Consider the following 13,273-nt stretch of genomic DNA (forward strand, 5'->3'; position numbering starts at 1 on the left):
TTTAGTGTCCTCCTTTTGACAAATAAGATTTTAAATAATTAGGATGACGTTCAACCGTTTCAATTTTTGCATCTCCTAAACGAACAATCCACATATACAAAATTGAAAATACGACAGAAGATCGGTGACGTGCTACCCACGTACTAATTAAGCTACCGAGCAATAAAATGAATGCTACGGCAATAACGATAAAAGCGGGTGGCTGCACGCTATGAATTGTCAAAGTATGTAATGTATCTGAAAAATAATGATGTACCACAAAATAAACTGCACCAACAACAATGAGTATCGACATACCCATGACACGCCCGAAATTACCTTCACCAAAAGCTACCAATTGTGTCCACGAGACAGATAAGGACCATGCTAAGATGAGACCACTTACCAGACGATAACTTTCTTCTGGTGCACTCAACCAAAAACCTAATCCAATTAGAAACGCTAAAATACGACCACTGACTATCCATACATAAGACATTCTTTCATTTGCACGACTCGGGACACTAAAATGACGCACTGCCGACCCAGAACGTAGAAACAAAGTCGCTTTAAATAAGCCATGTAAAATCAAGTGAATGATCGCAGGAATATATGCACCTAATGCACATTGAATTAGCATGAAGCCCATTTGGCCTATTGTAGAACCGACCAATAATCTTTTATAATCCACATGGACTAAACTAATACCTGCACCGAGTAATACTGAAATACTTGCAAAAATTAATAAAACAATAGATGCGATATCACCGCTAAAGATACCTGAAAATCTGGTTAACATAATACCACCAGCATTAACGATACCAGCATGCATAATCGCAGAAACCGGTGTAGGTGCTGCTACAGATTCAATTAACCAACGTTGAAACGGCCATTGTGCCGCTGGAATCATAACAGCTAGTACAATGAGTAAATTAATGCCAAATTGTGCCAAACCACTAATCATGGATAGATGTGCTTCATTTAAGGCTACAGAATAATGCCATTCACCTGTCGATAATCCAATCCACAAAACAGCACTGATTAACGCAACCCAACTTAACAAGAATAATTTTCCTGTAACTTTTGCTGCCTCACGTGTAACTTTCCAGGCACTTGTTAAACTGATTAAAATCGTAAGTCCTAATAGTGTACATCCCCAACTGATTACCATCATTCTCATATCCGCAGTTAACCAAGCAAATGATGCAAAGGTAGTCGTGAAAGTAAATAAAGTGAAGTATTTTTTATAGCTCTTATCACCAGCTAAATAACGAATACAGTAACGTTGGATAATCACACCAATAACGAGGACAAAACCAACCATGAGCCAAGATAATACGTCAGAACGCCATATACCTACCTCTATATTTTTCTGTGACAATATAAGACCTAAGCTAGCTACAATTGCTGGCAATGCTACAATATAAATATGTATTCGAGCATATTTAGTCGGTACTTTTTTTATTAAGAAAAAGACACTACTTAAAATTGAAATAGTTAAAGTTAGAAATAATAATGTTAGAAAAATATGCGCGTCAATCATGATCAATCACCTTACCTTCTGTAATACGACATTTAAATTTATAATAGTAATACAACACTTGATTTAAAATTACATTTTCCACGAAAAAAAGCCGACAATTAATAATAAATCCATACTGACTTATTATCATTGTCGGCTTCATTACAACGCACTTATGACGAGTGTTTTGCTTTGCTACCTATTATATATATTCATTTTATTCGAGAATTTGCTTATTCTACATTTTATACGATAAGACGTACAATTCCTTATATTCACCACTATTTATCCACTTTTTCAATTTGCCAATACTTTTATTAACAACTTGCTAAAGCTTTAATTATGTAGAAAAATATAGAAAAGTATGCCTAAATTTTTAACTTTTAATATTAATAAGATATAACGATTATTCGTGTTTGTCAAGATAGACAGTAGGTTAAGCCGTGTTGTTTATAACTCTTTATACTTAAATGCTTGCTTCGAAGCAATAAATGAAAGCGCCATAACAATTAAGCCAATCACTGCAAAAATACCACCGTACCACAAGTTTTTACTAATTTCTTCTATAAGATTACCTGTCCCAGATAATATGGCCATACCTACAAAATAGTAAACAAAGAATAAAATGACTACGATAATGGATACAATCATAAATATGACATTTGATTTTTCTGCCCCCATTTTAAAAGTAAATGGGAAAATAAGCGAATACAACGCGATAAATCCTGTACCAAGTAACGCTGAATTCACACCACTTACTATACTCCCCGCAACAATTGCATTAATCACAAGTGATACCACCATACCTGTTAATGCTAATAAGCTATAAAATGCAAAATGACTACTCACATAAGTATTTCTGCTATAGGGTAATGTAGAAACAAAATACATCCACTTTGAGTCTTTTTCATTTTTTAAATTATCTGTTGCTGGTGATACTAAAAATATCATAGGCATGAAACTAGCCATTATTGGATTTGTAAAAGAGAAAAACAAACAAATTGGAATACTTAACAATAAATATATGTAAATTGATTTTTGATTTGTAAAATAATAACTCATTAAGTAACCTTTCATGCTAATTCTCCTCTCATTAATATTTTTGTGGCATCATCAATATTTTTTAATGGCTGTGCTAAATCTATATCTTTGTTTTGATTTACAAGTGCTTTTCCTGTACCTTTATGTATGCGATACGCAACAACATTACTGTGATTAACATCAAATTCTCCTTCTTCAAATGAAACAATGCCATAATCATTTAATAATGTATCTTTGTGCTCTTGTAATAAAATACGCCCATTTTTCATAAATACTAATTTATCTGCAAGCGTCTCAATATCCTCCGAAATATGAGATGAAATTAAAATACCATTACCTTTATCAACAAAATCTTCAAGTATTTCTAACACTTCCTCACGTCCAGAAACATCCATTCCTGCCGTAGCCTCGTCTAGAATTAAAAGTTTACTATCATGAGATAGTGCAATAGATATTGAGATTTTCATGCTCATACCACGGGAAAAAGTTTTAATCTGACGTTCTTTCGGTAATTCAAAATTCTCCAGCATTTCAAAAAAATGCTGTTCATCCCATGTGCGATAAATATTAGAAAATACTTTACTAATTTGCTTTGCATTAAGTTTATTAGGCAGTCGAAGATCATCAAATACAACGCCTAGATGTTCTTTATACGCATAATCCTCACGAGAAATCGGCGTATCAAAAAATTGAATGTCTCCAGCATCTGCAAATCTATTTCCCACCAATGTATTAATCAACGTAGATTTACCAGAACCATTTTTCCCAACAAGCCCTACCACTGTATTGGGTTCAATCGATAGATTAATCTGATTTAAATTAAAATCTGAATCAACGTAAGTTTTGTTTAAATTTTGTACATTGAGCAAATACTCCATAATAATCCCCCTTTTTTGATAAAAGCTTAACCTTTTACATGAAATCACTTTCTAAATTAACATAATACACCTAGTCAACTTACACAATACATTTCCTGAAAATATTTATTTTTATTATTTTTAATTAAATATATATCTAAATGCACAATTACTGGAAACATTAACTGATAATTATATTTAGATGGCAAAGCATCTCAAAAGCCGACACTAGCAAATCTCGTAAATTTCATGTTTCCATCTGATAGACATAAATTTTGTTCCTGAATGAACATATTTTTAAAACAAGTAGTGAATCAAGATTGAAATCTGATGTATTTAAAATGACTGTAGCCCCTACTTCATCGAGAAGAACTAGGGTTGAATGGGATAAAAGGCTGAGACTATTCTTTTGTCCCAGCCTTTTGCATGTCATATTTATACTTGAGCTATAAATGTTTATGTTTTTTGTATCCAACTTGTATCGCATAAAATGACGAAACCTTTTTATAAAAGCGAATGGCTCTTTTTATATCTTTTTTAAATACTACTTAATTATATCGATCAATTCTTTCTTCGCAGCTGAACGCGCTGGAATCCAACCAAATACGATACCGATCAATGTAGAAACACCTACAGCAATGAGCACTGAGCTTAGACTAACCGCACTCTTAATATAATCTGGTGTTACTGCATCTACTAGACTTGCGACAAGTATGCCTATGATTAGACCTATGATACCGCCAATCACACAAAGTACAACACTTTCTACCAAGAATTGGACTTCAATGTCTCGTGCTTTTGCACCAAATGCACGACGTATCGCAATTTCTTCTGTACGCTCAGTAACTGAAATGTACATCACATTCATAACTCCGATACCAGCGATAAATAGTGAAATACCTGCAACAGCAGCTACAAAGTAAGTAATACCATCAAATACTTTGTTGATATTTTTCATGAATTCTTCCATATCTGTATAACTATAGTTTCCATCGCCTGCGCCTGAACCTTTTTTATTCAATTCTTTAGCGACTTTGTCAGCGACTTCTTTCTTATCAGCGCCATCTACTAATGATAATTGAAGTGATGGAAAATCTTGCGTTAACTGCCCCATATACCTATTAAATGTATTGGAAGGCATATGAACAGCTGAAGGGTTCATCGCATCGTTTACAATGCCTACAACTTCGAAACCTTGATTATCAATGTATAATGTTTTACCTATCGCATCATTATTGAATACATCTTTGGCAATTTTGTCATCAACGGTAACAACTTTTTTATTTAGTTCATTATCATCTTCATTAAAACCTTTGCCTTTTTCTGGGCTAGTCATTTCTTTTTTCTTTAAAATACTAACGTCGCCCTTTTTCTGGGCATTTGTCATTTTTGCAGAATAACCTTGATCGTCACTTTCTTTGATTTTTGCATCTGTAACACCATTCACTTGTTTAGCAATATCCAAATCTGACTGGCTAAAAGGATTATCTTTCGCACCTTCACCACTACTAGTCATATAGTTTACTGTAGCAGAATCTTTGCCTGCTCCTGTATCTTCAAATTGCTCTGACGCTGTTTGTTTAAACCCATTACCTAACGACATAATCGTAATAACAGCAGCAATACCAATGATGATACCAATCATAGTAAAAATATTACGTCGCTTATTCTTTAAAATGGATTTGAATGAAATGGCGATGATGTTCGATAAATTCTTCATTCAACCACCTCTTCTCTTTGGACACGACCATCTAGTATATGAATAATACGATCTGCCTTATCCGCTACTTTGCGATCATGTGTTACGAGAATCATCGTTGTGCGATGTTCTTTATTTAATTTCATAAACAAATCAATAATATCTTCAGACGTTTTTGAATCAAGTGCCCCTGTAGGTTCGTCAGCAATGATAAATTTCGGGTTATTGATGATTGCACGAGCAATGGCTACACGTTGTTGTTGCCCTCCTGATAATTTGTTAGGTACTAAATTTTCTTTATCATATAGTCCCACATCGTGTAATGTATTGATCACTTTTTCTTTACGTGCTTGAGACCCCAGTCCTGCATAAACTAAAGGAATACTTACATTTTCCAATATCGTATTGTTTTGAATTAATTTAAAGTTTTGGAAAACAAACCCTACTGTTTTATTTCTAATTTCTGCCAATTCGTTATCTGAACTTTTTTTATAATTCTCGCTATTAAACAAATAATCGCCTTCATAACCACGGTCAATAAAACCTAATATGTTAATGAGTGTACTTTTACCAGAACCTGAAGGCCCCATAATTGCTATGAATTCTCCTTCTTTAATGTTGATATTGATGTCTTTCAAAATGTGATTTTCTTCATCACCGTTTTTGAAATGTCTATTGATATCTACAAGTTCTATCATGATGACACCTCAACTTTGTCTCCATCATTCATAGATTTTTTAGGGTTTTTAATTAGTTTGTCACCTTTTTTCAGACCCTCTTTTACAAATATTTCACCGTTGACTTTATCAATTTTAATATCACGTTTTTCAACTTTATTGTTTTTACCTAGTACAAAAACATTATTGTCTTTAGTTAACACTGATTTTGGTAACTTGATTGCATCTAATGGCACTGCAACTTCCATAGAATAACCTGCACGTACAGGAATATCTATATCGCTAATGACGATTGTATATTTAGATGAATCTGAGTCACTGCCACCGCTTGGGTCCGAAACTGGATTAGAAGCTTGAGCACCACCGTCTTCTTCACTACCTGAACTAGCTGCTGCTCCGCCTCCAGATTTACTTAAACTTTCTTCATAACTTTTTGGCAACTCTGAAATTTTCTTGATTTCACCTTTACCTTTTTTACCAGTACTTGTTACTTTAACGTCTACTTTGTCGCCTTCTTTAATCTTTCCTAGATCAAATTCAGTCACTGTTGCTTTGATTTGTGGTTCATCTGCAACAAGTTGTAGAATAGGCTCTCCATCAGAGACATTTTCTCTATTTTGAATATCAATTTTACCGTCAAAAGCAGCATAAATACTGTCGTTCACTTGACGATCATACTGGTTAAGTTGTTGTTGTGCTTCCGCTCTTTCATTTTCATCTTTGGCGTTGTCCACTTTATCAACTAACTGCTGGCGTTTATTATTATTAATTTCATAATTGATGAGTGGATCACCTTGTTTAACTGATTGACCATCATCAACTTGTGTACTTACGTACGTTCCCAATTGACTGTTATTATTATATGTTTTAACTGATTTAGGTGAAGCTTTACCTTCTAAATTGAGTGGACTTTCTTTCTCCACTTTATATGTATCATAACCATCCTTTTTATCTGAGCTACTATTTGCTTGCCTTAAAATTAATGCAATTGCAATTAATACGATAACGACAATAACACCGATAATCCACATCCACTTTTTCTTCAATGCTAAAACACTCCTTTAAATTATTATTCATTTTAGATACTATCATAATCACACAACAAAAAATATAATGCATAACATTATTTTATATACAATATTTTTTGATAAATATATACCTAACAATATTGTAATATCAGCAATAGTAATAGAAAAGATTTTATTTTTTTAATTTTATTTAAAGTTTTTCTTAAAAGTGTTTTAAAATATTGTAGGTAATGTTATGCTTTGGAAAATAATATATATAGGGGGCAAGGGATTCATGGAAAATTCTAACTTACCATTCGCACAACATTTTTCAAAATTACGCGAACAACCTAAATGGGGACTCAAATTAATCATTGCAATCGTAGTCATTGCACTCTCAACAACTGTTAGCGCATTATCTATCGATTACAATGAAATTTATCAAGATGCAGGTGCAAGTGCTCAAGATATGGGTAATATGCAAACGATTGGTTTAATTGGTGGCATCATCGCTGGTTTAATTGGTGGCATTTTTGGTATTGGTATTACATTTTTAATCTTTTTAGTTATTTCTAAAATAATGAAATCTGATGCAACCGCAAAACCTATCTTTTCTGCAACATTAAGTTTTACTATAATTACTGGCATCATAGGTTTAATTGTTGCATTAATCCAATGGATTGCTGGTTTATCTCCTACTGATTATAATATTGCAAGCTTAAATGTCTTTGATAAAGGCAACCAAATGTTAGGCGCATTTAACTTACAAACACTAATCAGCGCATATGTATTTGGCATTATGCTCTTTGCGACGAATCGTTTGTCTAAAAAAGCTTCAATTATTTGGGCAATTGCATACATCATTGTATCCATTGGATTTGCCTTAATAGGAGCAAGTTTCCAATAATACATATATTTGCTAAAAAACATGGAACATTCCGTTCCATGTTTTTATTTTGATATAACACTACTCACACACAAAACAAGCGCCCATCATTATTATTGTCAGTATGATAGGCGCTTGCTTTCAAATGAATCATCATTGATTTATAAATATTTTTCTTTTTCCGCTTCTCTTAATTCAATTCGTCTAATTTTACCTGAGTTAGTCTTAGGTAAATCATCTACAAATTCAATTGCTCTCGGATATTTATAAGGTGCTACGTCTTGTTTAACGAAATTTTGTAATTCCTTAACAACTGCTTCATCACCTGTAACGTTATCTTGTAAGATGACAAAAGCTTTGACGATATTCCCTCTGATTTCATGTGGACTCGCTACGACTGCACATTCTTTTACGTATGGATGCTTCGTCAATGAATCTTCTACTTCAAATGGTCCGATAGTATAGCCAGAACTAATGATAATATCATCTCTTCTACCTTCAAACCAGAAATAACCGTCCGCGTCCATTTTTGCTAAATCACCAGTAATAAAGTACTCACCAATTTGTGGATTTGCAGTACGTGCTTCATCTTTATAATAGCCTTTAAATAAAGCAGGTAAGTCTAACGGCACTGCAATATTGCCTATTTCATTGGGTTGTGCAGGATTACCATCCTCATCGATAACCGTAACATAACTGCCTGGGATAGCTTTACCCATTGATCCAGGACGTCCTTCTGTATCCTTTAAGAAACCGATTAACAATGTACTTTCTGTCTGGCCATAGCCGTCTCTAACAGTTAAGTTAAAGTTTTGTTGAAATTTATCAACAACTTCTCTATTTAATGGTTCCCCAGCAGATACAGCACTATGTAAATGTGACAAATTATAATTTGTTAAATCAGGGGATTTTGCCATTAAACGATATTCAGTTGGAGTACAGCAAAGCACATTGATTTGATACGTTTCTAGTAATTCGAGGTATTTCTCAGCATTAAATTTACCATTATAAACAAATGCCGTTGCGCCTGAACCCATGATTGATAAAAATGGACTCCATACCCATTTTTGCCAGCCCGGTGCTGCTGTCGCCCATACGATATCATCTTCAGTTATGCTTAACCAATGCTTCGGAGCCATCTGTAAATGTGCATAGCCCCAACCATGAGAATGTACCACTGCTTTCGGATTACCCGTTGTGCCTGATGTATATGATAATAAAGCAATATCTTCTCTTGAAGTTGCTTCTATATCAAGTGTATCTGAAGCATCAGTTTGCGCTTCTTCAACGTTAATCCAATGATCAACCTTACTGCCAACGATAAATTTAAGTAAGGAGTCATATTCTTGAACACCTTTGAACTCTTCGATACTATCGCCTGTGGCTACAACTGCCTTAATTTCACCATGCGTTATACGATATTGTAAATCTTTAGTACGCAACATTTCAGAACTAGGTACAATGATAATACCTAATTTCCACGCGGCTAAATATACTTCATATGTCTCAATCGCACGAGGCATCATGATTAATAATTTATCACCTTTTTTCAGACCATATTTTAAAAATACATGGCCAATTTTGTTTGCATTTTTTATCAGTTGGTTATACGTTATATCTCGTTCTTTACCAGTTTGATCATTAAAAATAATCGCTTTTTTTGACGGATCATTTGCATATTTTTCAATTTCGCTAACTATATTATATGTTTCTGGAGCAATTAAATCTGCTTTATTCATTGGTTACTCTCCTTATTTCGGTAATTAATTTTACAATATACATGGCAATATCAAGTTGTATTTTGATTATTCAGAAAATAGCATTGCGTTCACATTCATTTTGTAATGAACTACAACTTAGCACATACTTGATTAGTTCATATATCTTTATCATTGTATCATTATAACAAATGATACTTTAATATACTTGATACAAGCATTTTTATATTGTGTTTCAACTTTAGTTTCTGTGGTATAAAATTTATAGCAAATAATATATGAGGTGGTATTCGTATTATGAATTTTAAAGATTAGGAAAATGAAAAAGACACACTACATTTATTATCACAGATATTAGGTAAATATAAATTAGAAGCAAGTTATCAAGAGCCCCAGTGGTCACACGAGACGCTAAATATAGATGTCCAAGGCTTTTCAACTGGTATGTTAAGTTATGAAACACATACATTTTCGCTAAGCGTTAACCTGATACAACACCACATTGAAGTCGTCGTTGATCAAAACGTGCATGGCATTACCTTAAAAAATGGAAGAACTATACAATATTATTATAACGAAATTGAAAAACTGTTAAACCAGTCAGATATTCATTTAAAAATCAATACTTTACCACAGGAAGTAGCAAACCCGATACCATTTGAAAATGACATAGAACATCATCATTATGATGATAAAATTGCCAAAAAAGCATTAGCATTAATGAAATTCGCCTATCATGCTGAAGCAAACTTCGTTAATGGGCTAAGAGTTAGAAAATCTAAACCAGGTTTATTTTGGGGGACTTTTGATATTTCTTGTATGATCGTCAAAGACCAACCAGCACCATTTGAAGATGATAGCAAGGTTATTGAACGTGCAGCTTTTGATGAAGAAATGATTGAATTTGGCTTTTGGTTTGGTGATGATCAGTTTGAAGGACCAACCTTCTTTGTCTTGCCATATCCTTTTGCAGATCAGCCATTTGATACTGACGATCGATTTCCTAAAGATAGTTATTTCGATAAACAATTAATGGAATATCTGATTGAATACCAACAACATCATGACATTGATACAATCACTCAATTTTTCAAAGCATCTTATCTTAAATTCGCAGATTTTTTAAATTGGAATAATGTCGATTATGTTTTTTCTCCTTTAAAAATGAAACCAAACCATTTAAATAATAGATAATCATTTTTAACTAAATACAGTTACTTTTAATAAAATCGAGGGTATGAGACGTCAATCATGTCTCACCCTCATTTATATTTTTATACAACTTTTGATGTATAACAGAGTGGAATTAATATATACTCAACTTAAGAAATCCCTTTCATGACAATATTTCAAACTTATCACAGATAAATTTGAAAAAATAAGTTCAACTTTTAGATTTACGACGATTCGAGTGCTATAATAATTAGATGTGTAATTTGTTAAGAAAGAAGTGAGTATATTGACAGAAACTGGAAACTTCCATGTTGAAAAAAGAATACCTCTGTTTATCGTACTATTATCAGGGGCTTTTATAACAATTTTAAACCAAACTTTACTTGGAACGGCATTACCACCAATAATGAAAGATCTCCAGGTCTCAGAAAGTACAGTACAATGGTTACAATCTATATTTATGTTAGTAAACGGAATTATGATTCCTGTAACTGCATTTTTAATTGAACGCTTTACATCGAGGCAGTTATTCTTAACTGCAATGAGTATTTTTGCAGCCGGTACGTTGTTATGTGCAGTTGGTATTGACTTTTCAATGCTATTAATCGGACGTGTCCTACAAGCAGCAGGCGCAGGTATCATGATGCCACTAATGCAAACAATATTATTTTTAACTTTCCCTAAAGAAAAACGCGGTACAGCAATGGGTCTATTTGGACTTGTTATCGCATTTGCTCCAGCTATTGGACCTACTTTATCAGGTATCTTAGTCGAACACCTCACATGGAGAAGTGTCTTCTATGTTGTATTCCCTATCGCGATTATTATTATTATTGCTTCTATATTCCTATTGAAGAACGTTACAGAAACAACACATCCAAAACTAGATATTGCTTCAGTTATCTTATCTACACTCGGATTTGGTGGCTTACTATATAGTTTCAGTTCTGTTGGTGAAGCAGGTTGGACTAGTGTTCAATTTATTGCACCACTCATCGTTGGTATCGTTTCACTCGTTATATTTATTCGCCGTCAATTAAATTTAAAAGAACCTATGCTTGAGTTTAGAGTATTTAATTACGGAATTTATACGTTAGGTACGATACTAAGTATGTTTGTATTTGGTGTGCTGATTGCAACAAATATCATCTTGCCACTTTATATGCAAAATATGCTACAATACTCAGCCTTAAAATCTGGTTTAGTATTACTACCAGGTGCAATTATTATGGGTATGATGAACCCAATAACTGGTTACTTATTCGATAAATTTGGAGGTAAATGGCTCGCTCGAATCGGTTTATTCGTACTAGTTGTTTCAACATTACCATTTACAATGTTAACAGAGCATACAACATTTACGTATCTCGCTACTTCAAATGCATTAAGAATGGTTTCAATTGCTATGGTTATGATGCCGATGACGACATTAGCAATAAACCAACTGCCAAATGAGCTAATCGCACATGGTACTGCCATGAATAACACTTTCAGACAAATGGCTGGTGCTATTGGTACTGCAGTCTTTATTACTTTAATGTCAGTTTCAGCAATACCTCAAGATGGTATTACCGGTATTATTCACGGTGTTAACGTAACATTTATCGTTGCTACAGTTATATCAGCTATTGGATTACTACTATCATTTAAACTTACGGACGATAGCAAACCAAAACGTCGTACCTTATAAACATGCGTAAATAACAATACAATGTTTAGACTATCGATATTATTGATAAAAAACGTCAATTTCTACCTTAATAGAAATTGACGTTTTTGTTTATGATAAATCTCAGCATTTAAGCTTTTCAAAACATGAGCTGCATTGCATTTTTGTTTGCTTACAACCTTAAAGCAATGTCTTTCTCCTTCAAAATTTTACAATAGTCCTCTAACTCTTGAATCAGTAACAATTAAATACACTTTGCCGTCATCCATATCACTTTTAAAAGATGCGATTTCACCTTCATCTACGCCTAGCCCAATCAATTTTCTTTTCAATGCATCTCTTTCAGAATCATTTTCTTTTTTTATATCTATTCCTAAAATACTCGTATCTTCTACAATTTTATCAGTTCGAGATTTATCCAATGATAATACATAAATGTCCTGATTACCGATACCTTTATCCTGTAATGCTGCAACATCTACTTCTAATTCACTATCATTCTTATAAGCTTTAACTACTGGTTTCATAAGAAAGACCTCCTATTAAAATGTCCTTCATCATCATTCACAAGTTCATATTAATTATTACGCTTTAGACTGAATCATTAACTGATCGAAACGTTCTTTTGTCATATAAAAATAGGTGTTCTCTAAAATTTTATCAAATAAGTCTTCTCTTTCATCCTCTTCTTTTAGGGTGAAGTTCGTCTCGACATCTTCCTGATTTGCTTCGTCGACAAAAATAACTTGTTCATTTTTTACATCTAACGTTTTACGATGATAAATGAGCTCTAAATGATCATTTTTCCGGTGAATTGCTTCAATATTTTCAATTTTATACGCACTATGAATAAAATCAATCACTCGTTTCTCTCTGTAACGTTTATGCTTTTGATCTTTAAAATCTTTAGCAAAACGTTGTTTCACTAGTAAATAAATTATAATGATTACAGCTATAATTAATAGAAAAATTAACGTGCTCATCAGAATGTCCCCCTTATCACTAACACCTTAGTTGTGTTATTACGATATTATGCATAATTTTC

Annotated in this window: 11 protein-coding genes and 1 pseudogene; 3 read left to right on the plus strand and 9 right to left on the minus strand. The window is 33.2% G+C overall.

Annotated features, from left to right (window positions below):
• Position 1 precedes the first annotated feature (1 nt).
• From MUA21_RS12855 to MUA21_RS12880, 6 genes are all read right to left on the minus strand, one after another.
• Positions 2-1,522 carry an NADH dehydrogenase subunit 5 gene (locus tag MUA21_RS12855; protein ID WP_258085665.1) on the minus strand — a complete coding sequence of 507 codons (1,521 nt, stop codon included), beginning with the start codon at positions 1,520-1,522 and terminating at the stop codon, positions 2-4.
• Between the two features lie 429 nt (positions 1,523-1,951).
• Positions 1,952-2,578, minus strand: a complete 627-nt coding sequence (locus MUA21_RS12860) for an ABC-2 transporter permease (RefSeq protein ID WP_070038414.1) — start codon at positions 2,576-2,578, stop codon at positions 1,952-1,954.
• Positions 2,575-3,420, minus strand: coding sequence for an ABC transporter ATP-binding protein (locus MUA21_RS12865; RefSeq protein ID WP_107525534.1), 846 nt, complete (start codon positions 3,418-3,420; stop codon positions 2,575-2,577). The genes MUA21_RS12860 and MUA21_RS12865 overlap by 4 nt, the downstream gene beginning before the upstream one ends.
• Before the next feature lie 523 nt (positions 3,421-3,943).
• Positions 3,944-5,119, minus strand: coding sequence for an ABC transporter permease (locus MUA21_RS12870; protein ID WP_073345253.1), 1,176 nt, complete (start codon positions 5,117-5,119; stop codon positions 3,944-3,946).
• Complete coding sequence (locus MUA21_RS12875) at positions 5,116-5,796, minus strand: ABC transporter ATP-binding protein (protein ID WP_046207101.1); 681 nt, start codon at positions 5,794-5,796, stop codon at positions 5,116-5,118. The genes MUA21_RS12870 and MUA21_RS12875 overlap by 4 nt, the downstream gene beginning before the upstream one ends.
• Positions 5,793-6,821: an efflux RND transporter periplasmic adaptor subunit gene (locus MUA21_RS12880; protein WP_262561484.1), complete on the minus strand. Its 1,029-nt coding sequence runs from the start codon at positions 6,819-6,821 to the stop codon at positions 5,793-5,795. The genes MUA21_RS12875 and MUA21_RS12880 overlap by 4 nt, the downstream gene beginning before the upstream one ends.
• Before the next feature lie 256 nt (positions 6,822-7,077).
• On the opposite strand from MUA21_RS12880, the gene MUA21_RS12885 reads away from it, so the two are divergent.
• Complete coding sequence (locus MUA21_RS12885) at positions 7,078-7,689, plus strand: YIP1 family protein (RefSeq protein ID WP_070657290.1); 612 nt, start codon at positions 7,078-7,080, stop codon at positions 7,687-7,689.
• 140 nt (positions 7,690-7,829) lie between these two features.
• On the opposite strand, the gene mbcS is transcribed toward MUA21_RS12885, so the two are convergent.
• Positions 7,830-9,407 (minus strand): acyl-CoA synthetase MbcS, encoded by a 1,578-nt coding sequence (gene mbcS, locus MUA21_RS12890; protein ID WP_070038427.1) that lies wholly within the window; start codon positions 9,405-9,407, stop codon positions 7,830-7,832.
• A 312-nt stretch (positions 9,408-9,719) separates the two neighbouring features.
• On the opposite strand from mbcS, the pseudogene MUA21_RS12895 reads away from it, so the two are divergent.
• Both MUA21_RS12895 and MUA21_RS12900 read left to right on the plus strand, forming a co-directional pair.
• A pseudogene (locus MUA21_RS12895) lies at positions 9,720-10,580 on the plus strand (DUF5996 family protein); the annotation flags it as partial.
• A gap of 265 nt (positions 10,581-10,845) precedes the next feature.
• The gene (locus MUA21_RS12900; protein WP_145381334.1) at positions 10,846-12,249 is read left to right on the plus strand and encodes an MDR family MFS transporter; all 1,404 of its coding nucleotides are present in this window, start codon (positions 10,846-10,848) and stop codon (positions 12,247-12,249) included.
• 188 nt (positions 12,250-12,437) lie between these two features.
• On the opposite strand, the gene MUA21_RS12905 is transcribed toward MUA21_RS12900, so the two are convergent.
• On the minus strand, positions 12,438-12,755 hold the full coding sequence (locus tag MUA21_RS12905; protein WP_064209668.1) for a YflT domain-containing protein: 318 nt from the start codon (positions 12,753-12,755) through the stop codon (positions 12,438-12,440).
• A gap of 57 nt (positions 12,756-12,812) precedes the next feature.
• Complete coding sequence (locus tag MUA21_RS12910) at positions 12,813-13,211, minus strand: hypothetical protein (RefSeq protein WP_046207108.1); 399 nt, start codon at positions 13,209-13,211, stop codon at positions 12,813-12,815.
• Positions 13,212-13,273: the final 62 nt, after the last annotated feature.

Origin of the sequence: Staphylococcus ureilyticus (genome assembly GCF_025558845.1) — a bacterium.
Classification (GTDB): Bacteria; Bacillota; Bacilli; order Staphylococcales; family Staphylococcaceae; genus Staphylococcus; species Staphylococcus ureilyticus.

Bases quoted from the DNA above. Each gene is read 5' to 3' on its own strand.
- MUA21_RS12855 (WP_258085665.1), bottom strand. From the start codon at position 1,522: ATGATTGACGCGCATATTTTTCTAACATTATTATTTCTAACTTTAACT.
- MUA21_RS12860 (WP_070038414.1), bottom strand. From the start codon at position 2,578: ATGAAAGGTTACTTAATGAGTTATTATTTTACAAATCAAAAATCAATT.
- MUA21_RS12865 (WP_107525534.1), bottom strand. From the start codon at position 3,420: ATGGAGTATTTGCTCAATGTACAAAATTTAAACAAAACTTACGTTGAT.
- MUA21_RS12870 (WP_073345253.1), bottom strand. From the start codon at position 5,119: ATGAAGAATTTATCGAACATCATCGCCATTTCATTCAAATCCATTTTA.
- MUA21_RS12875 (WP_046207101.1), bottom strand. From the start codon at position 5,796: ATGATAGAACTTGTAGATATCAATAGACATTTCAAAAACGGTGATGAA.
- MUA21_RS12885 (WP_070657290.1), top strand. From the start codon at position 7,078: ATGGAAAATTCTAACTTACCATTCGCACAACATTTTTCAAAATTACGC.
- mbcS (WP_070038427.1), bottom strand. From the start codon at position 9,407: ATGAATAAAGCAGATTTAATTGCTCCAGAAACATATAATATAGTTAGC.
- MUA21_RS12905 (WP_064209668.1), bottom strand. From the start codon at position 12,755: ATGAAACCAGTAGTTAAAGCTTATAAGAATGATAGTGAATTAGAAGTA.
- MUA21_RS12910 (WP_046207108.1), bottom strand. From the start codon at position 13,211: ATGAGCACGTTAATTTTTCTATTAATTATAGCTGTAATCATTATAATT.